24 protein-coding genes, 4 pseudogenes and 1 other annotated feature are annotated in these 25,673 nt (G+C 67.5%); of the genes and pseudogenes, 19 read left to right on the top strand and 9 right to left on the bottom strand.

All coding sequences use genetic code 11. From position 1 onward, the window contains the following. Positions 1 to 938 precede the first annotated feature (938 nt). From CCR87_RS08195 to CCR87_RS08185, 3 genes are all read right to left on the bottom strand, one after another. Complete coding sequence (locus CCR87_RS08195; protein ID WP_201157053.1) at positions 939 to 3,092, bottom strand: AAA family ATPase; 2,154 nt, start codon at positions 3,090 to 3,092, stop codon at positions 939 to 941. 41 nt (positions 3,093 to 3,133) lie between these two features. Continuing rightward, positions 3,134 to 3,688 carry a hypothetical protein gene (locus CCR87_RS08190; protein WP_201157052.1) on the bottom strand — a complete coding sequence of 185 codons (555 nt, stop codon included), beginning with the start codon at positions 3,686 to 3,688 and terminating at the stop codon, positions 3,134 to 3,136. Between the two features lie 373 nt (positions 3,689 to 4,061). Then, on the bottom strand, positions 4,062 to 4,610 hold the full coding sequence (locus CCR87_RS08185; RefSeq protein ID WP_207186595.1) for a hypothetical protein: 549 nt from the start codon (positions 4,608 to 4,610) through the stop codon (positions 4,062 to 4,064). A gap of 110 nt (positions 4,611 to 4,720) precedes the next feature. Here CCR87_RS08185 and CCR87_RS08180 point away from each other — a divergent pair, with 110 nt between their 5' ends. The 4 genes from CCR87_RS08180 to rsgA all read left to right on the top strand — a co-directional run bounded on the left by CCR87_RS08180 (position 4,721) and on the right by rsgA (position 8,040). Then, a complete protein-coding gene (locus CCR87_RS08180; RefSeq protein ID WP_201157050.1) occupies positions 4,721 to 4,921 on the top strand; it encodes a ribbon-helix-helix protein, CopG family in 201 nt (66 codons plus the stop codon). Between the two features lie 302 nt (positions 4,922 to 5,223). Then, positions 5,224 to 6,390 (top strand): MerR family transcriptional regulator, encoded by a 1,167-nt coding sequence (locus CCR87_RS08175; RefSeq protein ID WP_201157049.1) that lies wholly within the window; start codon positions 5,224 to 5,226, stop codon positions 6,388 to 6,390. A 29-nt stretch (positions 6,391 to 6,419) separates the two neighbouring features. Continuing rightward, positions 6,420 to 6,959: a GNAT family N-acetyltransferase gene (locus CCR87_RS08170; protein ID WP_201157048.1), complete on the top strand. Its 540-nt coding sequence runs from the start codon at positions 6,420 to 6,422 to the stop codon at positions 6,957 to 6,959. Between the two features lie 4 nt (positions 6,960 to 6,963). Further along, entirely contained in the window at positions 6,964 to 8,040 is a 1,077-nt protein-coding gene (rsgA, locus tag CCR87_RS08165) for a ribosome small subunit-dependent GTPase A (RefSeq protein WP_201157047.1), read from the top strand. A 168-nt stretch (positions 8,041 to 8,208) separates the two neighbouring features. Here rsgA and CCR87_RS08160 read toward each other — a convergent pair whose 3' ends face one another. Together CCR87_RS08160 and CCR87_RS08155 are read right to left on the bottom strand one after the other, a co-directional pair. Further along, on the bottom strand, positions 8,209 to 8,619 hold the full coding sequence (locus CCR87_RS08160) for a hypothetical protein (protein WP_201157046.1): 411 nt from the start codon (positions 8,617 to 8,619) through the stop codon (positions 8,209 to 8,211). A gap of 241 nt (positions 8,620 to 8,860) precedes the next feature. Further along, entirely contained in the window at positions 8,861 to 10,522 is a 1,662-nt protein-coding gene (locus CCR87_RS08155; RefSeq protein ID WP_201157045.1) for a hypothetical protein, read from the bottom strand. Positions 10,523 to 10,970: 448 nt separating this feature from the next. Between CCR87_RS08155 and CCR87_RS08150 the strand changes: the two genes are divergently transcribed. The 11 genes and pseudogenes from CCR87_RS08150 to CCR87_RS17715 form a co-directional block, all read left to right on the top strand. Continuing rightward, on the top strand, positions 10,971 to 12,035 hold the full coding sequence (locus CCR87_RS08150) for a plasmid recombination protein (RefSeq protein ID WP_201157044.1): 1,065 nt from the start codon (positions 10,971 to 10,973) through the stop codon (positions 12,033 to 12,035). A 137-nt stretch (positions 12,036 to 12,172) separates the two neighbouring features. Next, positions 12,173 to 12,685: a hypothetical protein gene (locus tag CCR87_RS16980; protein ID WP_207186594.1), complete on the top strand. Its 513-nt coding sequence runs from the start codon at positions 12,173 to 12,175 to the stop codon at positions 12,683 to 12,685. Positions 12,686 to 12,806: 121 nt separating this feature from the next. Next, on the top strand, positions 12,807 to 16,235 hold the full coding sequence (locus CCR87_RS08145; protein ID WP_201157043.1) for a DEAD/DEAH box helicase: 3,429 nt from the start codon (positions 12,807 to 12,809) through the stop codon (positions 16,233 to 16,235). 319 nt (positions 16,236 to 16,554) lie between these two features. Then, positions 16,555 to 17,649 (top strand): ISAs1 family transposase, encoded by a 1,095-nt coding sequence (locus tag CCR87_RS08140; RefSeq protein WP_201157042.1) that lies wholly within the window; start codon positions 16,555 to 16,557, stop codon positions 17,647 to 17,649. A gap of 86 nt (positions 17,650 to 17,735) precedes the next feature. Further along, positions 17,736 to 18,047, top strand: coding sequence for a transposase (locus CCR87_RS08135; protein WP_201157041.1), 312 nt, complete (start codon positions 17,736 to 17,738; stop codon positions 18,045 to 18,047). Further along, positions 17,929 to 18,885, top strand: coding sequence for an IS3 family transposase (locus CCR87_RS08130; RefSeq protein WP_201157040.1), 957 nt, complete (start codon positions 17,929 to 17,931; stop codon positions 18,883 to 18,885). Before CCR87_RS08135 ends, CCR87_RS08130 begins: the two co-directional genes overlap by 119 nt. A gap of 594 nt (positions 18,886 to 19,479) precedes the next feature. Beyond that, a complete protein-coding gene (locus CCR87_RS08125) occupies positions 19,480 to 20,142 on the top strand; it encodes a hypothetical protein (protein ID WP_201157039.1) in 663 nt (220 codons plus the stop codon). 180 nt (positions 20,143 to 20,322) lie between these two features. Next, positions 20,323 to 20,510, top strand: a pseudogene (locus CCR87_RS17730) (hypothetical protein); the annotation flags it as partial. Further along, positions 20,469 to 20,623, top strand: a sequence feature (AL1L pseudoknot). It overlaps the preceding pseudogene by 42 nt. Next, a pseudogene (locus CCR87_RS17725) lies at positions 20,606 to 20,764 on the top strand (hypothetical protein); the annotation flags it as partial. It overlaps the preceding feature by 18 nt. 61 nt (positions 20,765 to 20,825) lie before the next feature. Continuing rightward, entirely contained in the window at positions 20,826 to 21,047 is a 222-nt protein-coding gene (locus CCR87_RS17720; protein ID WP_420850157.1) for a hypothetical protein, read from the top strand. Beyond that, positions 21,001 to 21,441: pseudogene (locus CCR87_RS17715) on the top strand (DDE-type integrase/transposase/recombinase); the annotation flags it as partial. The gene CCR87_RS17720 and the pseudogene CCR87_RS17715, both read left to right, overlap by 47 nt. Positions 21,442 to 21,463: 22 nt before the next feature. On the opposite strand, the gene ppk2 reads toward CCR87_RS17715, so the two are convergent. Continuing rightward, positions 21,464 to 22,390 (bottom strand): polyphosphate kinase 2, encoded by a 927-nt coding sequence (gene ppk2 / locus CCR87_RS08110; RefSeq protein WP_242511921.1) that lies wholly within the window; start codon positions 22,388 to 22,390, stop codon positions 21,464 to 21,466. Between the two features lie 282 nt (positions 22,391 to 22,672). Here ppk2 and CCR87_RS08105 point away from each other — a divergent pair, with 282 nt between their 5' ends. Both CCR87_RS08105 and CCR87_RS17710 read left to right on the top strand, forming a co-directional pair. Continuing rightward, positions 22,673 to 22,984 (top strand): hypothetical protein, encoded by a 312-nt coding sequence (locus tag CCR87_RS08105; protein WP_201157036.1) that lies wholly within the window; start codon positions 22,673 to 22,675, stop codon positions 22,982 to 22,984. A 163-nt stretch (positions 22,985 to 23,147) separates the two neighbouring features. Continuing rightward, positions 23,148 to 23,339: pseudogene (locus CCR87_RS17710) on the top strand (IS256 family transposase); the annotation flags it as partial. 47 nt (positions 23,340 to 23,386) lie between these two features. On the opposite strand, the gene CCR87_RS08100 reads toward CCR87_RS17710, so the two are convergent. Beyond that, entirely contained in the window at positions 23,387 to 23,917 is a 531-nt protein-coding gene (locus CCR87_RS08100; protein WP_201157035.1) for a hypothetical protein, read from the bottom strand. Positions 23,918 to 24,318: 401 nt separating this feature from the next. Between CCR87_RS08100 and CCR87_RS08095 the strand changes: the two genes are divergently transcribed. Then, the gene (locus CCR87_RS08095; protein ID WP_201157034.1) at positions 24,319 to 24,654 is read left to right on the top strand and encodes a lysozyme inhibitor LprI family protein; all 336 of its coding nucleotides are present in this window, start codon (positions 24,319 to 24,321) and stop codon (positions 24,652 to 24,654) included. Then, positions 24,651 to 25,256, top strand: a complete 606-nt coding sequence (locus tag CCR87_RS08090; protein WP_201157033.1) for a hypothetical protein — start codon at positions 24,651 to 24,653, stop codon at positions 25,254 to 25,256. The genes CCR87_RS08095 and CCR87_RS08090 overlap by 4 nt, the downstream gene beginning before the upstream one ends. A gap of 13 nt (positions 25,257 to 25,269) precedes the next feature. On the opposite strand, the gene CCR87_RS08085 is transcribed toward CCR87_RS08090, so the two are convergent. After that, positions 25,270 to 25,557, bottom strand: a complete 288-nt coding sequence (locus tag CCR87_RS08085; protein ID WP_201157054.1) for a DUF4893 domain-containing protein — start codon at positions 25,555 to 25,557, stop codon at positions 25,270 to 25,272. Positions 25,558 to 25,566: 9 nt separating this feature from the next. Then, the coding region (locus tag CCR87_RS08080; protein ID WP_147277395.1) for a transposase domain-containing protein at positions 25,567 to 25,673 on the bottom strand (107 nt) is incomplete at its 5' end.

Genomic DNA, 25,673 nt, shown 5'->3' with positions numbered 1-25,673 from the left:
TCGCGTCTCGCGGTACCGTCATCTCGGCATGGTGCTCCCGCGCGGCCGCCCGCGCAAGGGCGCGCACGAGATCGAAGAGAGCCGGATGCGGAGGGGGCTGGTCCGAACCGCGTGGCGGCGTTTGAGGCGAGGCTCCGGAACATGTGGCCACGCCGCCCGCACCCCGTTTGCGGGGTTTGGGCTGTGACTTGGCAAGGCGCTGCCGGTCGCGCAAACGCGGTCCTCCCGAACGGGCAGGGGGTGGGTGACATGGGCCGGGTGAAAGACCCGCCGCCGAGGGAAAGAATATCGCAGCACATCGCAGTACGGCTACGGCCGGAACCCTGAAAAATCCCCGGCCCCGCCGCTGAAATGCGGTTCTTTGTGGATAACTCCGAAGCTCGGGGCGCAAACACCGTCGTGCGGGCGCTGTTTTGCCTTGCGAGGTTCCGGGTTTGTGGGAGCTGGCCTCGTTGTGGTCGCATCATCTCCTGTCTCATCATGGCCTCCTGTACCTGGCGGGCTCCGCCCGCAGCGCCTCCGGCGCAATCCTGGGGGCTGGCGCCCCATTCCCATTCCCATTCCTGTGCGCTGACGCGCCTTTGCCGCCTGCGGCGGATTTTTTGTTTTTTGCTCTTTTGTTTTTTGCCCCCTTCGGTTCCTGCCTTCTGCCTTCTGCCTTCTGCCTTCTGCCTTCTGCCTTCTGCCTTCTGCCTTCTGCCTTCTGCCTTCTGCCTTCTGCTTTTTGCGTTGTGCCCTTGATCCGGATGCGTCTGCACGGAGTGACCAGGGGCCTGCGGCGCGTCTTCTCGGTACTGGCTCATGCATCGTCTCGGCATGTCTTTGGCGTCCTGTGCCCGCTGTTCTGATCCGCGTGTGGTGAAGACGATGCGCTGGCAGGGGACGGCCGGCGAAGAGGGCAGGTGCCCCCGACCGGGTGGGCCGGGGACACCCCTCGCTCACCGGGGGCTGCCGGGGCTGTGCTCGATGGCCTCGTCGCGCATCTCGGGGGGCGGCAGGTTCTCCGCCAGGAGCTGCGCGATCTGCTCCCCGTCGAGCTCGACGTAGCTGTCGAGCGCAATGGCGATGGCCATCACCTCGTCGGCGTGCGCCTCCACCAGCGCCCGCGCCCGCGCCTCGGCCCTGCGCAGCCGCTCGCTGACCGCCCGCGCGATGTCGCGCGGGAGCATGCCGGGGCGCGGGGCGGTCGAGACATCCGACCACACCAGCGGAGTGTCGTCCGGCAGGTGCCAGGCATGGTCGATGTGCAGCGCGAGCCGCGTGGCCTCGGCGAGGTCCGAGGACGTGCCATGTCCGCCCCCGGTCGAGACATCCCCCAGAAAGTGCTGCTCGGCCACGCGGCCTGCCAGAAGCGAAACCAGCGTGGCCTCCACCTGCGGCAGGGTCATCAGCGGCGGCATCGGGTGCACGACCCCGGCCGAGGTCAGGCTGGCGCTGGCGCTGCGCGGGGGCGGAAGGCCAGCAAGGTGACCCACCACGATGTGGCCGGCCTCGTGCAGCGCAATGCGCCGCATCAGCTCCGGCGTGGCCTCGGGGCGACGCGCATCCAGGCAGGCCGTCAGATCCGCCGCCGTCGCCGGCCGTCCCGCCGCCCGGGCGCGCGCCAGGACCAGTCGCCCCAGGGCCTCCGCCTCCGCGCCGCTGCCGCCCGAGAGGCGCCGGGCGGCGGCCTGGATCGCGGCGGCGTCGATGTCGGGGGCCTCCGCGCCGAGCGCACGGCGCAGGATCTCCGCCAGCCCCTCGAGTCGCGGCGCCGGGACCGCGATGTGCTGGTCGAACCGCCCCGCCCGGCGCAGCGCGGGGTCCATCGACTCCGCGTCGTTCGTTGCGGCCATCAGGATCAACCCCGGCGTCCGCAGAGCGCGGTCGATCATCGTGAGCATGCCGGTGACAATCGCGCGCACGTAGAAGTCGTTGTGCTGGGCCTCGATCGTGCGCGTGCCTAGGGCGTCGATCTCGTCGATGAACAGGATCGCGGGGGCCTGCTGGATCGCGCTGTCGAAGGCCTCGCGCAGCGCGGCCAGTGTCTGGCCGAGGTGCAACCCCTTGCCCTGCGCCTCCGCGAAGCTCGTCACGACCAGCGGAAGGCGGCAATGTCCCGCGAGCGCCCGCGCCGCGGCGGTCTTGCCGTTCCCCGGAGGGCCATAAAGCAGTAGTGAGCGCGGCACCCGCGCCCAGTCCAGCTTGCCCGCCCGCCAGGCGGTCAGATCGCCGGCGACTGCCTCGAGCCGCTGCACCACCTCCGGCTGCCCGACGATGGCCTCCAGTCCCGGCCCCCTGGCCTCGGGCATCATCTGCGCCGCGATGCGCGCCAGCGCCGCCGCGGCCGCCCCCGGATCCGGCCGGCGCAGCGCGGCCTCGAGTTGCAGGGCCGAGAGCCGCCCGAGGTCCTCGTCGCGCGGCAGCGCCAGAAGTGCAGCGTCGGTCTCCTCCGCGTCGGGCCACAGCAGAGAGAACAGCGCGGCGATCATGCGCCGGTTTGGGCGCGGCAGCGTCAGCACCGTCTCGACCAGCGGCTTCTGCGCAGGGGACAGCCCGGCGTCATCCGGCGCGATCAACACCACCGCCTGCCCGGCCAGCAGGGCCTTGCTGACCTCCGTCTGCTGCTGGCGCAGGGCGAAGGCGCGGTCGCGCTCAGCCTGGCCGCCCGCGGTCGCATCCCCGATCACCGCGACCCGCGCCGGGGCCGCAAGGAGGCTGTCGGCCAGCGCTTCTCCCCGCAGCACCGCCTTGAGCCCGTCGGCGGACGGGACACCCCAGCCGCCGATCCGGGTGATGCCGACCGTCTCGCCGATCCGCGCGACGCCCGCCGCCGCCATCGCCTCGGCGAGCGACAGCGTCAGCGCCAGCCGGGAGACCACCGGCTTCGGGTGCTCCGCAAAGCCCACCGGAGCGGGCGGCGGGATATCCGGGGTTGCCGCGCAAGGCTCATCGGGCGCCTCGTAATCGAACGGCCCCGGGTCCGACGCCTGCGCCCGCAGCAACGCGGACTTCAGATCGGGCGGCGGCGGCGCGATCATCGCGTCGCGCAAGACCCGCGCGAGGGCCAGGCCAGGGTGGGCAAGGGCGTGCTTGTGAGGGAAGTGCGACATGGAAAATCCTCCGATCGCTGGGACAGGGTGAAGTGTGATGGTCAGGCAGCTGCGGATGCAGGGCGGCGGGGAACAGCCCCGCCGAGGCCGAGTGCCCCCAGCGCCGCGTCGAGGCTGCCGCGCGGGCTGGCGCGCAGAGCTGCGATCTCGCGCTGGTGGATGCGGTGGTGCGCCGCGCCGCGGGCTGCGAACTTCACCACACCTTCGGGCAGGACGACGAGAGCGAGCAGGTCGAACTCGTCGTCGCCATAGGGCCGGACCCCCTCGGGGGAGCGCCCGTAGCCCTTCGTGACGGAGAAGACCCACAAATCCCCGGTTCGGCGGTGCCGGGCCTTGATCTGCACCCGCAGCGGCGGCCCCCCGGGCAGCCAGAGCAGCCGGTCGAAGGCTTCGTGTTCCTCGGCCGGGTACGACCGTTCGCCAAGCCGCATCAGCAGGCTGTCCACCAGAAGCTCCGCGGACTTGCCGAGCCGCTTGGCATGGCGGCACAGCTCGCTGGCGGGGATGTCGGGATATGCGGCGAGCACTTCCCGCACCCCCGACATCGGGGCTGCGATCCGGCGCACTGCGGCCACCGGCGCAAAGCCGGGCAGCATCAGCTGACCCCGCGGCGGCGGGGTCGGATCCACCGGCGGTGTCGGGGCAGGGCGGCTGGTGATGGCCGCCCTCCCGCCGCCGACGGCCGCATGTGCGACCGGTGCCAGCAGCGCCCGCGGCGCCACCGTCGTGCGCCAGGCCTGGCGCTGGCGCGGAGGATCCGGAGCGAAGACGGGCCGTGTCCTCTGGCGCGGACAGGCGCGGGCATGGTCAGAGCCGCCGCGCAGGGTGCGGCGCGCGGTCAGGGACGGGGCAGGGCGCAGAGCGCGCGAACGGGAACGGCTGGGCATGGCCGGTTCCTTTCGACAAGAGGGGAACGGGCGGCGCGGGGCATCCCGCGCCGGGGTGGCGTGCAAAAAAACGGAAATCAGATCAGATGAAGGCCGCAGGCCCCTCGTCAGGATCGATGTCCCAGCCGTCGCAGGTCAGGTCGGGATCCACAGCCTCAAGCCACCCCGGCCCCTCGGCCAGCCTCACGCAGGCCTGAACCCGGTCCAGAACCGCATCGATCAGCCCGTTCACCGAAGCCGCAGAGGGGCTCCCCCCCGGCATGTGCAGGAGCGAGCGCCGGTCCCCCACCAACTCCATGCGCTGCGCCAGTTCCCCGGTGTCCTCGCACCGCATCACGCCAGCCGTCGCCCGCGCCACAAGCCGCAGCCTGCCATCGCCGAGGCCCCGGAGCGGCGCCCGCTCCAATACCTCCGTCCAATGGAGCACGGCCTCCAGCGCCGCTTCCGCCTCGCGAAACCACGAATCCACCGCCGGGTCCGCACCGCTGTAGCCGCCAAGATCCCGCTCGGCCTCGATCAAGCGCTCCAGCGCCGCGATCAGCGCAAGGGCCGCCGCCACCGAAAGCGACGGGGACGGAAACACAGGCGCTTCAGCTGCGCCCAGCGGAGTGGTAGTGAAATGCTTAGCCATCATGGCCTCCCGTACAGGTGTGGTGGTCAGGACAGAAGCAAGGGGTAGGAGCCTTGCCTCTGTCCGCTATAAATGGCACCAAAAAACCATGGTGTCAACCGGGGGCAATAATGAGCATCAAAGAAAATCGTCCAGGCCGCCCTAGAGCAGATACGGAGGCGGTGAACCTAAGACTTCCTAGGGCGCTCATCCATCAGCTTGATGAGCTGCGTCGACAGGAGACCGATTTACCCACAAGGCCGGAGATGATCCGGCGTATCCTCCAGTCATGGATGGAAGAGCATCAGAGCGGTGGGCAGAACCAACCCTGAGCATTGTGCCCTCGCACCTCATGCCCCACGTCCGACCTCTGCACGGTCTCCAGTCGCCGGGCCTGTGCATCGGTCCTGCGACGTGAACGGCCCACAGCTGCCGGTCGGGACGACTACGACGCCGCGGTACAGCTTCCCCGAACCGGTCACTCGTGCAGAGCGCAGCATTTTCTGCCGCCGAATGTCGCTGATGCGGGACGAAGCCGACTTTCAGCGTCACTGAACTTGACCTGTCTATAGCTTCACACATTAGGAAGTCCTCGACGGTCGAGAATCGGTGTGAGCGGACAAGGCGGCGGACGGTGCGGATTTCGGAACTGGCGGATAGCGTGGGCCTGTCGCGCGCGACGCTGCTCTACTACGAGAAGCTCGGGCTGCTGAAGGGCAAGCGCCAAGCGAACGGCTATCGCGTCTATACAGATGCCGACCGACAGCGCCTGCGCCTGATGCAGCAACTTCAGGCCGGCGGTCTGAGCTTGCAGGAATGTCAGGCCTGCCTCGATGGCAAGCTCGACCGCGAGATGCTGGGCCAGCGGCTTGAAACGCTGGAGCGCGAGATCGCCGAGAAGACGCGGTCGCGCCACCTTCTGGCGGCTCTGCTCGGACAGTCGAGCCTCAAGGACTGGCACGAGCAGGTCGAGCGCATTGCGCCCGATCTGCACCGCGCCTGGCTCATGGCACAGGGGTTTTCCAGCGCGGAGGCGGGGCTGGTCGTGCTGGTGTCCAAGGACATGAATGCACACGACGCCTACATGGCCGGGTTCATGGAGGTGTTCGCCGGCCTCGACTGGTGGGGCCCGGGAACGGCCGAGGCGACACGCCGGGCGTTGGCGATGGTACCGTTCGAGCCCGAGACGATCCTCGAGATCGGCTGCGGCCCCGGCATGGCGACGATGACGCTGGCTGAGGCGACCACGGCGCGGATCACGGCCACCGATACCGCAGAGGTCGCGCTCGACAAGCTCAGGGCGCGGATCGCGGAAGGCGGGTTCGCCGACCGGATCGAGGTGCAGACCATCGACATGGCCGCAATTCGGGCCCCCGAACCTCCCTGGGATGTGATCTGGTCCGAGGGCAGCGCCTATATCCTCGGCGTGGAAAAGGCGCTTGCGGACTGGCGGGCGCTCCTGCGCCCCGGCGGCGTTCTCGTGTTCTCCGACATGGTCTGGCGGACCGACAAAGCCGACGACGAGGTCCGCGCCTTCTGGGCCGCGGAATACCCGGCGATGGCGACGCCCGCGACGCGCGTCGCGCAGTCGAAGCGCGCGGGCTACCGCGTCCTCGGCCATTTCGACATTGGGCGGGAGGGGATGGAGACCTACTACCGCCCGCTCGCCGCGCGGCTCGCGGCCTTGGAGCCGGATCTCGCAGGAAGCCGTGTCCTCGACGACCTGCGCCGCGAGATCGCCGTGTTCGAGACCGGACGCGGGCAGTTCGGCTACGAGATGTTCGTGCTGGAGCGGGTCTGAGCCCGCCTGGCACCAGAGAGGATCGAGGCATGGACTATTCAACGGATTACACCACCCACGCCGAGGCGATTGCGGACCTGTTCGCGTCGACCTTCACCTCCTCGGAAGGCGCGGAGGAAGGCGCGCTGATCGGCGCCCTCGCACGAAGCCTGATCGCGGAGACGCCCGCCGAGCATCTGCGCATCTTCACCGCCTGGGAGGACGGCGCGCTCCTTGGCGGCATCTTCTTCACGCGCCTCACCTATGCGGGCGATCCGCGCAAGGTCTTCCTGATGGCCCCCGTTGCGGTCGCCACAGAACGCCAAGGCAAGGGCGTCGGGCAGCGACTTATCGCGCACGGCCTTGATGCGCTCCGGCAGGAGGGCGTGGACATCGCGGTCACCTATGGCGATCCGACCTTCTATGGCCGCGTTGGGTTCAAGCCTGTCTCGGAAGCCGACCTGCCCGCGCCACAACCACTGAACCAGCCGCAGGGCTGGATCGCGCAATCCCTGACCGAGGCGCCGCTGACACCACTGGGCGGGCCGGCGCGCTGCGCCGCCGCCTTCGACGACCCCGCTCTCTGGTAGGCCGATGGTCCGCGACTACTCCGCCTTTCTGCCGGGTGCTGCGCCGGCGCGGCGCGAACGGACGGTGCTGGAACGCCTCGGCTGGGGCCCGGCCTTCGCGCGGCAGATCGACGTCGATGCGCTGACCGAGACGCCCCCGGTCCGCGTCGTTGCCGTGCATCGCAGCGGGTTGCAGGTGGCGGGCGACGGCATTGACGAGGCCATCCCGCCGGGGCCGGAGGCGACAGTCGGCGACTGGCTGCTCTTCGATCGAGTGCGGCCCCGATCGAGCCGCGTGCTGGAGCGCAAGAGCCTGATCAAGCGCCGCGCACCGGGCACGGGCCGCGACGTGCAGCTGATCGCGGCGAACATCGACACCGTCTTCGTCGTCACCTCCTGCAACCAGGATTTCAACGTGGCGCGGCTGGAGCGCTACGTCGCGCTGGCCTTCGATGCTGGCATCGAGCCGGTGATCGTGCTGACCAAGGCGGACCTCACCGAAGACCCCGCGCCCTATGTCGAAGAGGCGCGGAAGGTGTCAGACCGGATGCCGGTGGTGCCGCTTGACGCCCGTGGCGAAGAACCGCCTGAGGCGCTGGCGGAGTGGTGCAAACCGGGATGGACGGTCGCGTTCCTCGGTTCCTCCGGCGTCGGCAAGTCGACTCTAACTAATGCGCTCCTGGGCACGCAGGCCATCGCCACCCAAGGCATCCGCGAAGACGACGCGAGGGGCCAGCATACTACGACCCGGCGCGAGCTGCACGCGACCCCCGGCGGCTGCCTTGTCCTCGACACGCCGGGCATGCGCGAATTGCAGCTGACCGACGCCGCGACCGGCATCGCCGACGTGTTCGAGGATATCGCGGCACTGGCTGCGCGCTGTCGCTTCGCCGACTGTCGGCACGAGACCGAGCCGGACTGCGCCATTCTGGCCGCCATAGAAGACGATAGCCTCGACCCGGCGCGGCTCGCCCGCTGGCGCAAGCTTCAGGCCGAGGACGCCTTCAACTCTGCCAGCCTGGCGGAACGCCGCGAAAAGGACCGCGCCTTCGGCAAGCTCGTCCGCGGCGCAATGAAGGCAAAATTGGATCGAAAGCGATAGCTCCGAGCGCTGCCAATCCGGTCCGCTTCGGGCTCGTTGCGCTCAGGCGCAGTGCGACATGCTCGCCCGCTCTCGCGTCTCGGCGAAAGGCCGCTTCGGCCGCATGCCGTGATCGCGCCGCCGCACCCGCATCCGTCCGCTTCCCGCCCTCTGCAACCGTCGTCGATGTCACGCCGTTCCAAGGGATGGGGTCGTCGGGAGGTCGTCCACCTGACGGAATGCCGCGAGGTCGGTACTGGCGCTGGACGACAGGTCCTTGTTCCGTGCTGCGGCGCGAACACATTCGATGAGCCTTTGCGCGACCCGGAGAAGTTCCGTGTTGATGGTATCGCGTGGAAAGATCCCACGGATCCTGGACACGAACATCGGCAACTGCCGGGCGAAATCCGGTCTGGTCGTGGTGGCGGCCGTGAAGGTCAGGAGCTTCTTACCGACAAGGTCGTCGAAGGCGGCCGTGCGGCCGAAGCGGTGGAGGATCCCGACGGTCGCGGCGCTTTGGTCCTGCCAGATCTCCTGCGGGCTGTGCATCGCGGGCCTCCGGTCGGTGGTCGGGATGCTCCGCGCGGTGGCGTTGGTCAATCAGCGCCGCGCCGCATTCAGCATCAGGTTCGCCCGAGGACATCGGCTTTCTCTCATCTCCGGTGTTCGTCAAGGGAGTTGCCGCTTGGGAATGGTTTATGCTGCGCGCTGTTCTTGGCCGGCCATGGGGTCGGCACCGTCAGTACCGTCAGCACCGTCAGCCGAGGTATTTCCGCCTTGGTTTGACGCATGGTCGGGCACTGCTGACGGTGCTGACGCTGCTGACGGTGGAACCTTGTCGTTATCCATCCTCCGTCCCTCTTGCGTCGGCCGGGGGGGCGCGCAGAATGATCGTGATCACCCGATCCCCGCGGCGACCGACCCTGCGATCTTCGATGTCGAGGCCGTGCGCGCGCAGGTCGGTTTCAATGCGGTTGAGTGTCCGCTTCAGCTGCGCGGCTCCCTGCGGCATCAGCTTTTCCTCCGGCGGCGCACGACGCACAACCTCGCTCAGCAGATCCGTGGCGGTTCCTGTCCAGCGCCCGCGCTCATCGGCCAATTCCAGGATTGCCCGCGCGACCGGGTTCGTCGACAACATGTCGGACGAGAGCGCTTTCCGGCTTCGTTGAAGGGCCTCGACCAGCCGCTCTTCGGTCGAAAACGCCGGCGCACAGGCCTGCGCCCAATGCGCCGCGTCGATCATGCGTTCTCCGGACAACCGCCGAACGTCTCCCATGTTGCGCAACCCGACCACCATGATGTCGAGAAGGGCGCCGAGCAGCAGGGGGTGGTCTCTCTCCAGCTCTCGCCGCAGTTCTGCCTCGGGGCGGCGTTCTTCGTCCGGCACGCGCTCAAGTTCGATGCGGAAGAGCCGATCGGACAGGTCTGGTCGTCCGACCGCGTCGATGATGCCGTTCATCAGCATCGGTCGCTGGACGGTGATGACGCTTTCTTCTTGATCGGTGAAGAGCTTGCGACCGCGATGCGAGCTGCCGGTGGCGATCGTGCAGAGCGTGTCGCTGATCCCGTCGCTGATCCTGCTGACATTGTCGAATGCCGGGACGTGGCTGGCCTGCGCCACAACATAGAGATCCTTGCTGACGGTTGGCAGTTTGGAGCGCATCGCCTTTTCGGGGTCGATGAGCGTCTTCAGCACCGTCATCGCCCAGGACTTCGCGGCGCCGTGGCTCCCGAGGAGATAGAGCATCGGATACGGCCCCTTCGGGCGCAAAGCCGCGAGAAGCCAGGCGATGGCCATCAGCAGGCCGTCTTCATCCGTCCGGATATGCCGCCGCAGGCGCTTGATCGAGCCGCCGCGTGCAGGAGCGGGCAGAGGCTTCATGCCGGACGGACGGCGAAACACCATCGGTGGTGTGTCGACCAGGCGCCAGCCATGCGTGTCGATCTCCACCGCCTGACCGGACGCGTCTCCAAGGTCGAGGTAGAGGCAACCGTTTGCTTCAGCGACGCGCAGGCCGACCGGCCGCATGCTGCCCGCGAGGCGCGACCAGGTGGTGAGAATTTCTGCGACGCGGGTCGTTTCCCGCAGCGAGGGAGTCGTTTGTCCATCGCGCCAGGCCGCCATGGTCAGCCAGTCCCGGAACCCTTGCGACGCGACCGGCATCGGCTCGCGGTGGGACTCCGGCAGGATCGCGTAGCAGATCTGATCCGCACCGGTGAAGATCTCGGCCGCCCGTGCAAACGTCAGCATGCGGCCGACCATACCCTCGTCCCGCGGCCACGGAATCTCGACGGGTTTCCGCAGGGCAGGGAGAAAGACACGGACGGGAAGGGAGGTTTCCGCATGCGCCGAATCCGTCTCGTCCCCCGGTGTTTCCTTCTTGTCATTGCGTCGACCGTAGAAATGTTCGTACAGCTCGTCATCTCCCGCAACGAGGTAATCCTTGATGGACTTTCGCCTCGACGTGGATGCGCCGACGCCTGCAGCTGCGCTTCCTTCCATATTACTCTCCTCGCTCCAGAAACGGGATGATCAGATCTGGAAAGGTTACCGCATATCTGTCCATCGGTCATCGGACTGTCTGCAGTTGTCCACATAAAAGCATCTGCCTTGTCGCCGCATGTATCGGCAAGAAGGATAAGTCTGGTCGCTCCAACCGCATTTCGAAACCCGCCTGTCCCGGAAAAAGAGCGGACCTCTGCCCGATAGGGGGGCGCTGGTATTTCCCGAGGTCCCCATCGGTGTGTGCATGCGGCGCCAGGGTTCTTGGTCGTGGCGTCCGCTGGGTGCCTGGATCGGCACATAGTCTCCATGTGAGCAAAGAGACTTTTCACCACGAGAGCCGTCCCCCGCGAAGTCATGCGCCGACTTTCATGTCCCCAGCCTAGAATGCCTGACATGAGGAGGAATGGCAGACATGGCACATGAACGAGCAGGTCCGGACCTTGTGATGGACATTCGATACGCCGGGGCAAGTGAGATCCGTTCCGTCACGCAACACGAAATCGAACGCGTCGAGGATGGATCTTCGGCGATCGATCTGACCCGGACATACCTGAACAGAATTCTCTTGGGACCCAGATCGCAGCAGGCTGCACTCGCAGAGCTGTGGGCGGAGGGTGTCGCCAGGCCCGCCCGCCAGGCCGAGAGGCCGTATGTTCAGATTGTCCTCAGCGCATCTCCGGAATTCTTCCGTGCTTCTGGCCAGGGGCCGGGCGAATGGAATGATGAAGCGCTGGAAGTTTGGCTCGAAACGACGGCGAGGTGGTTGAGAAAGGAGTTCGGATCCGATCTGATCCATGTATCCCTGCACCTCGACGAAGATACCCCGCACCTGCATGTCCTGGTGATCCCGACCTACCGGAAAAAGCCCAGAACCCCAGGAAGGCAAAAGAAGGGCGAAGGCGAGGCGGCGTTTGCTGCCCGACGGGCTGCCGCCGAAGTGGCCGAAGGGGTTCGGACGGTCGGCCGGGCCAGCAACGACTACTGGAAGCGGAACTGGGCCCGCAGGTGTGCAAGGAAATCCTATCACCAGGCAGTTGCACCGCTTGGCATCGCATATGGCCGTGACTTCGTCGAAGAGGGAATGCCAAGTCCGCAAAACAAGACGACCGGAAAGTGGGTGCGTGAGGAGGCCGCAAGGCTTGCGGTTGAAGCGTCGCGCCTTGAGGAGCGCGAAGCGGTCCTTCAACGGGCTCACGATGAGCTTGCATACAAGGAGCGAGCCCTCCATGCCCGGTCTGCCGGACTCGAGAGCGATTACAGGGTCTACGTGGACGATCTGCGGGCAACGGCCAGGGCGCTTGAGGCGCAGACGGCGCAGACCGCCCAGCGGGAAAAGCAACTCGCGCGCATCCTCGGCGCGATCACCCCGCTCCTTGGCAGGGTGGCAGACAGGCTGGGCGTCGGCGCGTCGCTTTATGCGATCCGGGACGCGATCCTTGCTGCGGGAGTATCGGCGCACACGGAGCCGGTCGCGCCGCCCGACGAAGACGCCGACATCGGCCAGCCGTAGGCGCGCGCCCAAGGAGGCCGGTCATCGTTCCTCGGTCCTTTCGGATTTTCAGGGCGGTGGCCTGTCTCCCGGCGCAAGAGGTTTTTTGGGCGCTCGGGATTTTCACCCGCGAGCCATAGACTCATTGCACACCGGGCATGGAGGATCCCATGTGCCACAGCGCTGCGCTCTTCGATGATATCGCAAACCTCGACTGGCTCGAGGCGCATGGCCGTGGCTGGGCTCCGGCCCTGTCCTCGGATGCGGATGTCGGGACCGATGATGCGCAGTCGCGGCTCTTCGATGATATCCACGGTCTCGACGCAATCGCGCAGGGGCACAGAGCGACCGGTCCTGATGATGCCGTGGGCGCGATACGTGACGCCGATGACCCTAACGACGTTCCGGGCGCGCCGGACATCACGGTGCCGGAGACCGGCATCACGACGTCGCGGGCGTCCGGTTCGAGAGTGCAGGGAGGCTGGATGCCAGCTGCGGCGACCTCACGAGCCGCGCCATATCCGCGCCCGGTCCGTTTGCGTCTTCCACTCAGCGCGCGGCCGCGCGCACCGCCATGGTGTCGATGTGCTCCAGTGGCGTGGCTGGACAGCTTGATCGGACCACCGACGGCACTGGCGCGCATGGGTGAGGGAATGACGCTGTGCGCGTGACTGTGCCCCGGCACAGCGGCATTGTCGGTGTCGGACGAACTCGATCCCCGCCGAGCGGGGTGCCGACCTGCTCCCGGTGCGGTCCGGGCGGTGCCGGGAAGGCAGGACGAAGAGGATTGATATGGCGATCTCGATTTCCGCGCATTTTGACCACGGAACGATGGAGCGGGCGGAAGAGTATGTCCGTACCGGGCGGGTGGTTGCGGTGGGGCGGGGCGGCGCCGGGCTTCAGGCGCAGGTGCGCAATTCCGCGGGCAAGTTCTATGAGCAGAACATCGCGCTCGTGGGGCCGACCGGGCGTCACCCGCAGGGCCGGATTTCCGGCGCGTGCAGCTGTCCCGTCGGGCGCAACTGCAAGCATGTTGCGGCCGCGCTGATCGCCTGGGTACAGCGGGTGGAGGTGTCGGGTCGGTCGGTGCCGGCCCCGGCAGCGGGGCCGCTGGGGTCCTGGCTGCGGCGGGTCGAGGCCCTGCAGGCCACGCCCGCGCCGGTGCCCGCCGCCGCGATGGCCTCGCGTCCGCCCGCCGCGCGCGAGGGTGTGCGTGACCGGCTGCTGTATGTGCTGGACCTGCGCGACCCGGGCATGCGGGTCGATCTTCGGCTTGGCCGCATCAATGCTGCGGGAACCGGACTGAACAAATCGATGCCCGCCTGCGATGTGCTGCTGCACCTGCGCCATGGCCGGGAGCCGGACTTTCTGCAGCCGGGCGACCTCGACCTCCTTGCCCAGCTGGCACGGGCGCGGGTGCTGACGGGGCAGGCGCCGGTTTCCCATGACCTTCCGGCCGTGCTGCAGGCGCCCCAGCCGGTGGGCGCGCCTCTGCTTCGTGCCTTGTGTGCCACGGGCCGACTTCTCGCCGGGGCGCACCCTGACGCCGTGCTGTCCTGGTCGGAGGACGTGCTGGACCCCACGCTCGGCTGGGTGGTTGACGGGCAGGGCGGGCAGACCCTTGGGTTCATGTCGCCCGACGGCGCGGCGCTGCAGGTCGCCCGGTTCGGGGCGGATGGGGTCTGGCTTGACCTGGCGCAGCGGCGGATCGGGGCGCTGAGCATGCCGGTCGCCGACGATGTCCTGCGCCTCGTGCTGGAGTGCCCGGTGCTGGCCCGCGCAGAAGTCGCGACGTTGCAGGGCGGGCTGCCGGACCGGCTGGGAGATCTACCGTTGCCCGCGCCGCGCCGCCCCCGAGACCGGCGCCGCGCAGCCCACAGCCGGACCGCCCGCCTGGTGCTGTCCGCCGCGCAAGCCCATCTTGGGCGCGCGCGCCATGGCCGGGCCAGCGTGACCTTGCCGACCATGACCCTGCGTTTCGTATATGACGGACAGGAGGTCGACGGGTCGGCGGACGCTGAGCCCTGCCGCGTCGAAGGCACCGACCTTGTCACCATCGCCCGCGACCGGGACTGGGAGGACGCCTGTCGCTTGCGTCTGCATCAGGCCGGTGCGATCCCGGTGGAGGATCTCGTCGCCCACACACCGACCGCACGCCTGCTGGAGACGGACTTCGTCTTTGTCGATGACGAGATCGACCCGCTGAGCGGAGCGCCGACCCGGCGCCGTGACGGCCTTCTGTTTACCTTTCGGACACTTCCCCACCTCCGGGTGGAGGGCTGGGCGGTGGAGGTCACCGCGCAATGGCCGTTCCGCATGGCCGAGACCGAGGCGCAGCTTCTGGTGGAGACGCGCGCCAGTACCGGGCCGCGGTTTGGCGGGCATGGCTGGTTCGACCTCGGCTTCGCGGTCGAGATCAAGGGACAGCGCCACGATCTGGCACCGCTTCTGGCGGCCTTCCTCGAGCAGCTCGGTGAGGCGTTTGCAGAGGGCCTGCCGCCGGATGACGAGACCCTGCGCGCCTGGCTCTCGGAACGGCCGGTGTTCGTCGAACAGGGCCGGGCGGGGTATGTCCCGGTCGATCTGAGTCCGATCGCGCCGGTGCTGCGCCTCTTCGTCGCGCATCATCTTGGGGCCGGGCGGATGCACCCGGGCGAGGCCGGTCTTGCGGCCGAGGTGGCCGAGGCGCTGGCGGGCAGCGACGTGCGGTTTGCCGATCACGCGGGCATCATGCCGCTGGCCCGCAGCCTCGCCGCGCTGGCCACGGCCGAGGCGATCGCGCCGCCGGCGGGTCTTCTGGCCGAGCTGCGGCCCTACCAGGCCTTCGGAGCGGCGTGGATGGGGAGCCTGGTCGCCGCGGGCTTCGGCGGGGTTCTGGCCGACGACATGGGCCTGGGAAAGACGGTGCAGGTTCTGGCACTGCTGCAGGCGCGCCTCGAACAGGCGCGCGGGGACGATGCGCAGCGCGCCCCCGCGCTTCTGGTGGTGCCCACGAGCCTTCTTCACGGCTGGCAGGAGCAGGCGGCGCGGTTCGCTCCGGCTCTGCGTCTGCTCGTCCTCCACGGCCCCGGGCGAATGGCGCTTCAGGATCGTATCCCGGAGGCGGATCTGGTGATCACCACCTACCCGCTGCTGGCCCGCGACCGCGCGATGCTGGCGGCCACCCGCTGGGGCCTCGTGATCGTGGATGAGGCGCAGGTGCTCAAGAACCCCGCGGCGCAGATGGCCAAGGCCCTGCGCGAGATCCCGGCGGAGGGGCGCCTCGCCCTGACCGGGACGCCAATGGAGAACTCGTTGCAGGACCTCTGGACACTGTTCGACTGGGCGGTCCCCGGCCTGCTTGGCGATCGCAAGACCTTCCAGAGTGCCTTCCGCACCCCGATCGAGAAGCACGGCAATGCGGCGGCGCAAGCGCGCCTGAACCGCCGCCTGCGCCCGTTCCTGTTGCGTCGGACCAAGGATGCGGTTGCCGCCGACCTGCCACCGCGGACCGAGATCCTCGACCGCGTCGAGTTGTCCAGGCCGCAGCAGGCGCTTTACGAGGCGGTCCGCAGCGCCATGGATGTCCGCGTGCGCGAGGCCATCGCCCGGCGTGGCCTGGCCGCGGCGCGGATCACCATCCTCGATGCTCTCCTGAAGCTGCGGCAGGTCTGCTGTGACCCCGCCCTGGTCCCCACCGAGGCCGCCCGCGGCGTCAGGGACAGCGCCAAACGTGCCCGCCTGCGCGCGCTTGTCGAGGAACTGGTGGCCGAGGGTCGGCGCGTGCTGATCTTTTCGCAGTTCACGGAAATGCTGGCCTTGATCGCCGGTGACCTCGACGCGCTTGGTATCCGTCATCTGACGCTGACGGGCCGCACCCGCAACCGCGCCGGCGTTCTGGACGCGTTCCGAAGCGGGGATGCGCCGGTGTTCCTGATCAGCCTGAAGGCCGGCGGCGTCGGCCTGACGCTGACGGAGGCCGATACGGTGGTCCTCTACGACCCCTGGTGGAACCCCGCCGTCGAGCGCCAGGCCATGGACCGCACCCACCGCATCGGCCAGAACAAGCCGGTCTTCGTCCACCGCCTCGTGGCCGCCGGGACCGTCGAGGAAAAGATCCTCGCCCTGCAGGCCCGCAAACAGGCGCTGGCCGACGCGGTGTTCGCCGAACGTGAGGGTCGTGACACCGATCTCATCGACGAGGCCACGCTGGTCGACCTGTTCGCCCCGCTGCATGACTGAACCGTCGAAAGGAAGCGCCGTCGGCGCCCTCGATCTGGCGTGCTGTGGGCGGTGCGAGCGCACCCCACCGAAAAGGGCAGGGCGCCCCGGATTTTATTTTGTCGCAAAACGAGACACGATGACCCGTCCAATCCGTCGTTTTGCCGTAAATAATGCTTCTGAGTGTCAATCGGCATCCAAAATTGACCCCCTATTGGAGTGCGCCCCTGCGGATCAGGGGAATCGCATATGACCTCGGCGGTCTGAGCGGGACCTCTTGCGGCTGAGGGCTTGATGGATTCTGGGGGCGTGGACCCATCCCTCGGAGCCCATCGCCGCCATGCATCTGTTCCTGACCGCCTTTGAAGACGTCCCTGATCCCCGCGCCGGAAACACCCGGCATGACCTTGGCGAGTTGCTCGTCATCGCCTTCGTGTCGGTGCTGTGCGGCGCGACGTCCTGCGCCGAGATGGCGGCGTTCGGCCGGTCGAAGGAGCGTGTTTTCAGGGACTTCCTCAAGCTCAGGCACACCATCCCGTCGCACGACACCTTCTCGGCCGTGTTCCGGATGATCGATCCGAAGGCGCTCGACGCCGCCTTCGGACGGGTGCTGGCCGATGTGGCGGCGCTGCTGCGCGCGGGCGATGTGATCGCCGTCGACGGCAAGGCCTTGCGCGGCGCCCGCGACGCGAGCGAGAGCGCCCGGACGCGGATGATGGTCTCGGCCTACACGGCGCGGCTGCGCCTGACCCTGGCCAGCGTGCCGGCCGATCGCGGCGCGGAGCTGGAGGCCGCGATCGAGGCGCTCGGGCTGATCGCGCTGAACGGCAAGGTGGTGACGGCCGATGCGCTGCACTGCAATCGCCGCACGGTCGCGGCGATCAACGCCGGCGGCGGCGACTGGTGTCTGGCGCTCAAGGCCAACCAGGACTCGCTGCTGTCCGACGCCCGCGCCTGTTTCGCCACGCTGAAGGACGACCACCCCACCGCCGTTGCGCAAGACGCCGGCCACGGCCGGACGGAGACCCGAAAGGCGGTGGTGGTTTCGGCCAAGGGTCTGGCAGAGCATCACGATTTCCCCGGCCTCAAGGCCTTCGGCCGCATCGAGGCGACCCGGGAAACGGCCGGCGCCACGACTTCCGAGACGCGGTATTTCGCGCTGTCGTGGATGCCTGCGCCCGACGTCCTGCTGGCTACCGTGCGCGCCCACTGGGCAATCGAGAACGCCCTGCACTGGCAGCTCGACGTATCCTTCCGCGAGGACGCCGCGCGCAACCGCAAGGATAACGGTCCGGGCAACATCGCCGTCCTGCGCCGCCGCGCCCTAGACGTCATGCGCAGGGATACGTCGCGCGGCTCACTCTCCATCAAGCTCAAGCGAGCAGGCTGGGACGACGACTTCCTTCGAAGCGTTCTCAACAACTTGGCAGCATGAGCCATATGCGATTGCCCTGCCCTGCGGATGGACAGATTGAGCGGATCTGATTTGACTGGGGCCGGGCTTTCCAAGGAAGAATGCCCATGCCCAGACGTCATCGCAGCCACAGCGCCGAGTTCAAGCGCCAGGTCGTCGCCGAGTATCATGGCGGGGAGAGCGTCCATGCTCTTGCACGCCGCCACGACCTCTCTCGCAATCTGATCCGCATCTGGGTCGAGAAAGCCGACGCCGGCTTGCTCGACGAGGATGTGGCGGCAGCCGAAATGCTGGGCGCCTATGAGGCCCGGATCGCCGCGCTCGAGCGGCTGGTCGGCCGTCAGGCGCTCGAGATCGAGTTGTCTCAAAGGGGGGTCTGCGCTCCAGACCCTCGCCAAGAAGCGCGCCTACATCCGTGACCGGCGGCCCCGCGGCGTCTCCGTCCAGCGGGGGTGCGAACTGATGGGCGTCGCGCGGTCTACCTACTACGCCGAGCCCGAGGGCACGCCTCGCGACGTTGAGATCGTCGCGGAGATCCGCATCATCACCGACGTGTTCGAGGGCTACGGCTACCGGCGCGTCGACGCCGAGCTCCGCCACCGTGGCTTCGTCGTCAACTCCAAGAAGGTGCGCCGGCTGATGAGGGAACATGACCTGAACCCACGGCGGCGCCGACGTTTCGTCCGCACCACCGACAGCGATCACGACGGTCCGATCCATCCCTTCGTGGCCAGGGAGTTCGAAGTCTATGGCCCCGACCAGCTCTGGGTTGCAGACCTGACCTACGTCGCGATCGCTGCCGGCTTCGCCTATGTGGCGTTGATCATGGACGCCTGGTCCCGCCGCGTTGTCGGCCATGCCATCGGCCGCCGGATCGATGCCCGCCTCGCCGTCGAGGCCCTGAGAATGGCGATCGCGCTGCGCCGTCCGCTGCCGGGTTGCGTGTTCCATTCGGACCGCGGATCGCAATACGCGTCCGATCTGCACCGCGACCTGTTGAAGGAGCACGGCTTCATCGGCTCGATGAGCCGTCGCGGGAACCCATACGACAATCCGCAGGCCGAGAGCCTCATGAAAACGCTGAAGGTGGAGGATGTCTACCTGATGGAATATGAGACCTTCGAGGAGGTCGCCGTCGGCGTGCCCCGCTTCATCGCAGCCTACAACGAAAGACGCCTGCACTCAGCATTGGGGTATCTCAGCCCCGCCCAGTTCGAGGACCTAAACGCCCGCACCCCTGTCAAAGACCCCGCGTGATCCTGTCCACCCGCAGGGGCGCACTCCAGTCATCAGCGCGCCCCAATCGGCACACAGGGCGCCGTCCGGAAAATCAGGCGCGTCCTCCCGTGGCTGCCAGTGCATCGGGATCGCAGGCAAGTGGGTGTCGGTGGCGGGCGCGACCGAGGCGCCGGGCAAGACGGTCTTCGCCTCAGCCTGGACCGGGATGGCGCGCAGCAGATGCCACCGGCCATGGGCATGGCGCACGGCCCCGCTGTTGACCAGCGCCATGAGATTTTCCAGCAGTGCCGATGGGCCCGGTCCCCGCCCCGCCGCGTTAAGGCGCCACAGCAACTGTGCCGTGGTCGCCCCGCGTGGGTGCAAGGCCAGAAGCCCTTCGATTAGACCGTTACCCATGCACGCATGCGGGTTCCCATAAGCGTGGATCGTTCAACCAATACTGGCATGTTTGTCCCGCGACCGGGTCGTTGGCAATGCGATTTCCGGCCGCCCAGCGGTGCGGATGGTGCCCTTCGGCCACAGCCACGGCAAATGCGCGCGCCGCAGCTTATCCTCAGCTCGGGGCGTCCCCACATGGAGCAGGGCTGGGGCCCGTGAGCAAAGGACGCGGTCATGAAGAAGACAAGCACGTTCATCGGAACACTGTGCGCGGTGGCGCTGGTGTCGACCGCGGCCATGGCGGGGGTGTGCGACTATCGCCCCAGCGCTGTTCTGGGGCAGGGCAGTGCGGCGGTGGTTGCGGGCGCTGGCGCCGCAACGGCGGCCGGCGGTGGCGCGCTGAAGGCCGCCGGGGTCTATACGCTGGTGCATGCGGGATCTGGGCTGACGATGCTGGGCTCCACCGCGGCCGGGGCCTCGGCCGCCGGGACGGTGGGGATCATTGCGGGGACCGGCGGGGTGCTGGGCACCGTCGGTGCCGTGCTGCTGGCGCCGGCGACGATTGTGGTGGCGGGTGTGACGGCGGTGGGCGTGGGCGGGCTGGAGGCGGCCTGTTTCTTCACCGACGAGCGGGTCACAGATTATGACGCCGTGTTCGCCCTCATGGCGCATCTGGCCGAGCATCACCCCGAGGACCGCTTTCGCCTGGTCACCGGCATCTCGGGCCGCCAGGACGACGCGATCCGCATCTGGAACCCCGAGACCGAAGAGCTTGACCGCTATCTGGTCGCCGACCTCTATCTGGTGAACGGCACGCTGATGCACCGCGAGTTCGGGTTCAACCGGAACCTCGGCCGGGTCGCGCTGGTGACGGAGGTGGGCGCGCCGACGGAATGATCCGCCAACTGGGACCGGTTGCCACCTGCGTTCTTCACGCCGTGCTTCGAGGTGCCAGGCCTGCCTGTGGTTCGGCGGATGGCGGCGCCGCGACGGGCTGTCTGAAGTGGTTTCGAGTGCCTGCCCCACGGGTCGCTCATGATGTCCGCAACTCTACCCGGGCCCAGCACCGCGGAGAAGGCGCGCATCAAGGAACTCGAGCGCGAGAACCTCGAGCTTCGGCAAGCCAATGAGATCCTGAAGAAGGGTGAGCCAGTGAAGGCGGTCGCCCATCGCGGCGCCATCGGTTCGAGCCCGATGGGCGACGGTTTAAGCCCACTGGCGAACGCATATTTTGCCCAGGCGGAGCTCGACCGCCCGCTCCGCAAATGATTGCGTTCATTAAAGAGTTCCGGGAGGAATATGGGGCTGAGCCAGCGCGGCGCCACCGGTTCGAGCCCGCTTGCGAAGGCCGATCTGCCGCGTGCTGCCGATCGCCCCGACTACCGAAGTCACGAACGCAAGGCTGCACAGCGGGATCCCGCGCGCCGGTCGCCGCGGGCACAACGCCAAGTTGAGAGAGAAGATCCGGGAGGTCTGGACGGCCAACCGCGGGCTCTACGGCGCCCGGAAAGTCTGGTTCGCTTTGGATCGCGCCGACGTCCACGTGGCCCGATGCACGGTGGAGCGGTGGATAGCGCGAGATGGGACTGCGAGGGGTGGTGCGCGGCAAGAAGGTCGTGACGACCAACCCCGACACCGCGCGCCCCTGCCCGGACGACAAGGTCAACCGCGTCTTCCGCGCCGAGCGACCGAACCAACTGTGGGGCGAGCCATTGTGCGCCATTGGTTCGAGAACAATGGCGAGCGATTTCACGTATGTTCCGACCTGGTCGGGCACGGTCTCGTTCGGGCCATGCCCTTGAACCGGTGGCGGGCAGGCCCTCACCCTTCGTGATCGACGTGTTCGCGCGTCGCATCGTCGGCTGGCGTGTCTCCACGTCGATGACCACCCAGTTCGTCCTGGATGCGCTGGGCCAGGCGCTCTGGCAGAGAAAACTTCTTGGGAGCAAGAGCTTGATCCATCACTCCGACCGCGGGTCGCAGTACCTGTCGATCCGCTACACCGAGCGTCTGGTCGATGCCGACGTCGATCTCTCCGTCGGCACGGTCGGCGATTCCCACGACACCACGCTGGCCGAGAGCGTCATCGGTCTGTTCAAGACCGAGGTCATCAAGCAGCTCGGGCCCTGGAAAAACCTCCCAAACGTCGAGTGGGAAACCATACATTGGGTCGACTGGTCCAACGCCGAGCGCCTGCACAGCGCCATGATCATGGGGTCTAACCCCGCAGCAGGTGCCGGCCCGCGCGGATCACATGGCTGGCGCGCCCCACGATCAGTGGGTCAGGGGCGCCCACCACCGAGGTGTCCTTGCCGGGATACTCCAGGCTTGCCAGGAAATGCCGCATGCAGTTGAGGCGGGCGCGTTTCTTGTCCCGTGACTTGATCACCGTCCAGGGGGCGTCGGCGGTGTCGGTGTGGAAGAACATCGCCTCCTTGGCTTCGGTATAGGCATCCCACAGATCCAGCCCGGCAAGGTCGATCGGGCTCAGCTTCCAGCGCTTCAGCGGGTCTGTGCGGCGTTGTTCGAAGCGGCGCTTCTGTTCGGCCGGGGTGACCGAGAACCAGTACTTGTAGAGCCGGATACCGGAGCGAACGAGCATGCGTTCGAACTCGGGCGCCTGGCGCATGAATTCGAGGTAGTCCTCGGGGGTGCAGAAGCCCATCACTCGCTCCACCCCTGCACGATTATACCAGGAGCGGTCATAGAACACCATTTCGCCGGCAGTCGGCAGGTGGGCGACATGGCGCTGGAAATACCACTGTCTGCGTTCCGCGTCTGTTGGCTTGTCGAGCGCCACGACACGGGCGAAGCGCGGATTGAGGTGTTCGGTGAAGCGCTTGATCGTACCGCCCTTTCCGGCGGCATCGCGGCCTTCGAAGAGGATTACGAACCTTTGGCCGGTTTCCTGCGCCCAGATCTGGACCTTGAGAAGTTCGGCCTGCAGGCGCGCCTTCTCGATCTCGTAGGGTTTGCGTGCCATCGGGTGGGGATAGGGGTAGCGGGTACTCTCGAAGTTCTCGAGGATGCGCTCATGGCTGGGCACGGGCGAGACCGACGCGGCCGACCCGGGGGGGTGCGGCTCACCGTGCGCTTTCGCCGGTGGGATGGGATGTACTGCGTCCATGGTACGTTCCTGCTCCATGCGGGGCCTCCTTCCATCGCTCTGGCTCCCGCAAGTCTGCGCCGCCAGCAGGCGTCTACCTTGACGCAGATCAGGACGGCAGAAGGCATTCGGGGTATCCGTCACCGAAGGGGAGTGCCTTGCGCCAAAAGATATCCCCCCCTCAGGGCGTGAGGTACTGTACCCTTCGGCCTGGAAATTCGCTTTGGGTTGAGCCCATGAGTCCCTGCTGGGGCATGCCCCAGCAGGGACTGCCCATTCTGGTATTCCATTGAGTTGCTCAACGAACATGGAGAAGCGCGAATGGACAGGAGAAAGGACAGGCAAAAGGATACGGCGGTTGATGCGGTCTCGGAACAGCTGATCGAGTCTGGGCCTGGCGAGATCGCCTCGGTGTTCGCCCGCGCCTTCGAGTTGGCGATGCAGATCGAGCGCGGGCGTTTTCTCGGCGCCGGGCTCTACGAGCGCACGCCCGGCGGCCGGGGCTATGCCAATGGCTACAAGGCCAAAGCGCTATCCAGCACTCCCCGAATGCCGAGATCCGCAAGCGCATCGGGGCCGAGCTGCGCGCCGTGTGGAACGCAGGCACGCTGGGCCAGGCCGCAGCCGCGCTGACGGTCGCACCACGGAATGGCGTTCGCGGGCGTTGCCGCGCTGATCGGCGGCTGACCAGGACGGCCGAGGCGCTCTGATCACCGCGGTCGACTTCCCCGCCACCAAACACGCGGCGGGGGGAGGCGAAGAAATGCGGTCTTCCGGTGAACGATCGCCTCGCCGAACGCAAGCGCTGGTGGCGCTGTTCAAGGACGCGGTGGACAAGGACGTCGTCAGCCGTGCGTGGCGCAAGATCAAGGTGGACCGGGACCCGTGGTGCGCTCTCAGCCTCGCCGACGAGGACATGGTGCGGTTGATCTTTGACGGCACCGTGGTTCGGGCCCGGCTCGACAAGAAAGCCACCAACATCTCGGTGCCAAGCACAACTCACTGCACGGGGCTGGACCAGCGAAAGCTACGGCGTCAGGATACTGCTCCCCGGGCCTTTCCGACTACCTGTTCTCGTGGTCGCCCTGACTTGAGGATCGGCACCACCACGCCGAGGTTGACCAGTGCGATTCCGACCGGCAGCAGCAGAGGCCCGACGGCGCTTGCGGCGGCAATGGTCAAGCCGGCCGCGACCAGGATCGCGCAAGAGACGACGAGGCCGATCCATGCGGCAACCCACTGTCGTCGGCTTGGCCCGAGATGGAGTGGCGTCATGGGGTCTGCCTGAGCGACCCTGTCGAGCAGCGCCCCGGTGAAGGAGGCAATCTCGGCATCCGAGCGGGAAGACGGGGTCAAGCGGAGCGTTGTCTTCTCGCCATTCCGGGAAACAAGGCCGAGCACCGCCTTGCCCGATGGATGGCGGTGGACCCTGAGCGAGGACAATTCACCATAGCCGACCCGGCTTGTCTGCGCGCCAGCAAGGATTTCCAGCTGCTCTTCGCCCAGCCGACAGATCATCGGCCTTGCGGGGAAACCGCCGCGCGCCTCGATTTCATGGTCGGGCAAGACGGGCCTCGCTTCGCGTTGATCCTCACCACTGTCACGATCTTCCTACCGCGCCGGATGGGGGTCGCCAAGACAAGCCGTGCCGGATTTCCCGGAAGGGACACACATCCTCCATCCTGCCGACCTTTCACCGTTGCGCCGAAGCTCGGGACAGGAGACAAGGTCGGGGGACGGAATAACGCAGCATAAGCCGGCCGATCATGAACAGACGATGTATCACGGGCACCCTTGGGCCGGGCCTGCTTGTCCTGTCCCTCGCATCGGGAGCGGTGGTGCGGGCGGAGCCTGTGTTTTCGCCGGCGGCGACGGATAGCTGTGTGAGCGCGGCCTACGCGAGTTCTCCAGGTCTGTCGGGACACGGGGTGCTTGATTGCATAGGGCGCGCGGCGGCGGCGTGCATGATGACGCCCGACGGCGATACCACCGTGGGGATGATGGTCTGCCTGGACGGCGAACTCGGCTACTGGAATGCCCGTCTGACCGCGGCCTTTGCTGAGCGTCTCGCCGATGCGGAAGCACAGGATGCCGAGTTGCGCACGCTCGGATCCGCCGCCGCCTCGATCGAGGAAAGCCTGCGCGCCATGCAGCAGGCGTGGCTGTCCTTCCGCGATGCCTCCTGCCTCTATGAACAGGCCCAATGGATGGGAGGCACGGGGGGTGGGCCTGCAACACTGGCCTGCCATTTGCACGAGACAGCGCGGCAGGCGCTCAAGCTGGAAGGCTGGTGGGCACAATGATGCGCACCGCTCTGACGATGGCCTGCATTGCAGCCGCGGTGCCCGTCGCGGGCCTTGCGAACGGCAGCAGCCGGCCGCCCCTGCCCGCCTGGCAAACCGATGCGGCCAATTGCTCGTGGCAATGGCGCGAGGGCGGGGGTCTCGGGCTCTGGGCCGAGACGTGCGATTTCAATGGCAGCGCATGGCAGGTTGTCTGGGATGAAGGCCGGGCGGCATTCGTCACCCACAATGACGACACCGACATGGGGATTGCAGTGCAGGCCTTCGCCTTGCCGTACGGCGCCGGCATGGACGCACTTGGCCAGACGCTGGTCGCGGCCGGAGCGCTGGATGCGAATGCCGCTTGTGCCTGGCAAGTCACCGCGCTGCGCCCCGCGCCCGCTACCATGGCGTTTCACGTGCTTGCCCCCACCGATCCGGCTGCGCTTGCGCCCACCGCCGAGGGCGAAGTTCCCGACCCCGTCTGCGGGCCCTATGGCGCCTCGACCCATGGCATCCGGTATTTCATCACCGACCTGCGCTGGCCCGGGCTGGCGGTCTTTGTCGAGGAGGGTCAGGAGCGGCCGCTGTTCGACCCTGCGAGTATCACCTTCCTGCCGTGAGGGTAGCGCCCGCTCAGGGCGCCAGTTCCAGGATGTCGAAGGCGGACTCGGCCAAGGGTGCAGGGAATTCGAGCCGCAGGCGCCCATCGTCCAGACGGGTCAGCAGGGCCATCTGATTTCGCGACGGATCCTCGCCGAACCAGATCGGCGCCTCATGGGCGTAATGCAGCGCGCCCAGATACAGCAGCCGCTCTTCGGTCAGCCGGTAAAGCCGCCCCATGCTGCGCTGCGAACCGGTTGTCTTCTGGAGTACCCAACCCGCCCCATCGTCAAGAATGCTGCAGGAAAACGTAAGCGCGATGGCTGGGCCCTATGCGGCGAGGCTTGACGGCTGCGCGTAGCGCCAGGGCATGAGGTCCTCGATGCGGGATTTGGGGTGGCCGTCGAGGATGGCGCGGAGGGTGTCGGCGAGGTAGT

The organism is Rhodobaculum claviforme (assembly GCF_016653255.1).
Classification (GTDB): Bacteria; Pseudomonadota; Alphaproteobacteria; order Rhodobacterales; family Rhodobacteraceae; genus Rhodobaculum; species Rhodobaculum claviforme.
Note: the sequence above shows the minus strand (reverse complement) of the source record. Positions and strands in the feature narration are given on the sequence as shown.

Bases quoted from the DNA above. Each gene is read 5' to 3' on its own strand.
- CCR87_RS08195 (WP_201157053.1), bottom strand. From the start codon at position 3,092: ATGTCGCACTTCCCTCACAAGCACGCCCTTGCCCACCCTGGCCTGGCC.
- CCR87_RS08190 (WP_201157052.1), bottom strand. From the start codon at position 3,688: ATGCTGCCCGGCTTTGCGCCGGTGGCCGCAGTGCGCCGGATCGCAGCC.
- CCR87_RS08185 (WP_207186595.1), bottom strand. From the start codon at position 4,610: ATGGCTAAGCATTTCACTACCACTCCGCTGGGCGCAGCTGAAGCGCCT.
- CCR87_RS08180 (WP_201157050.1), top strand. From the start codon at position 4,721: ATGAGCATCAAAGAAAATCGTCCAGGCCGCCCTAGAGCAGATACGGAG.
- CCR87_RS08170 (WP_201157048.1), top strand. From the start codon at position 6,420: ATGGACTATTCAACGGATTACACCACCCACGCCGAGGCGATTGCGGAC.
- rsgA (WP_201157047.1), top strand. From the start codon at position 6,964: ATGGTCCGCGACTACTCCGCCTTTCTGCCGGGTGCTGCGCCGGCGCGG.
- CCR87_RS08155 (WP_201157045.1), bottom strand. From the start codon at position 10,522: ATGGAAGGAAGCGCAGCTGCAGGCGTCGGCGCATCCACGTCGAGGCGA.
- CCR87_RS08150 (WP_201157044.1), top strand. From the start codon at position 10,971: ATGGACATTCGATACGCCGGGGCAAGTGAGATCCGTTCCGTCACGCAA.
- CCR87_RS16980 (WP_207186594.1), top strand. From the start codon at position 12,173: ATGGAGGATCCCATGTGCCACAGCGCTGCGCTCTTCGATGATATCGCA.
- CCR87_RS08145 (WP_201157043.1), top strand. From the start codon at position 12,807: ATGGCGATCTCGATTTCCGCGCATTTTGACCACGGAACGATGGAGCGG.
- CCR87_RS08140 (WP_201157042.1), top strand. From the start codon at position 16,555: ATGCATCTGTTCCTGACCGCCTTTGAAGACGTCCCTGATCCCCGCGCC.
- CCR87_RS08135 (WP_201157041.1), top strand. From the start codon at position 17,736: ATGCCCAGACGTCATCGCAGCCACAGCGCCGAGTTCAAGCGCCAGGTC.
- CCR87_RS08130 (WP_201157040.1), top strand. From the start codon at position 17,929: ATGAGGCCCGGATCGCCGCGCTCGAGCGGCTGGTCGGCCGTCAGGCGC.
- CCR87_RS08125 (WP_201157039.1), top strand. From the start codon at position 19,480: ATGAAGAAGACAAGCACGTTCATCGGAACACTGTGCGCGGTGGCGCTG.
- CCR87_RS17720 (WP_420850157.1), top strand. From the start codon at position 20,826: ATGGGACTGCGAGGGGTGGTGCGCGGCAAGAAGGTCGTGACGACCAAC.
- ppk2 (WP_242511921.1), bottom strand. From the start codon at position 22,390: ATGGAGCAGGAACGTACCATGGACGCAGTACATCCCATCCCACCGGCG.
- CCR87_RS08105 (WP_201157036.1), top strand. From the start codon at position 22,673: ATGGACAGGAGAAAGGACAGGCAAAAGGATACGGCGGTTGATGCGGTC.
- CCR87_RS08095 (WP_201157034.1), top strand. From the start codon at position 24,319: ATGACGCCCGACGGCGATACCACCGTGGGGATGATGGTCTGCCTGGAC.
- CCR87_RS08090 (WP_201157033.1), top strand. From the start codon at position 24,651: ATGATGCGCACCGCTCTGACGATGGCCTGCATTGCAGCCGCGGTGCCC.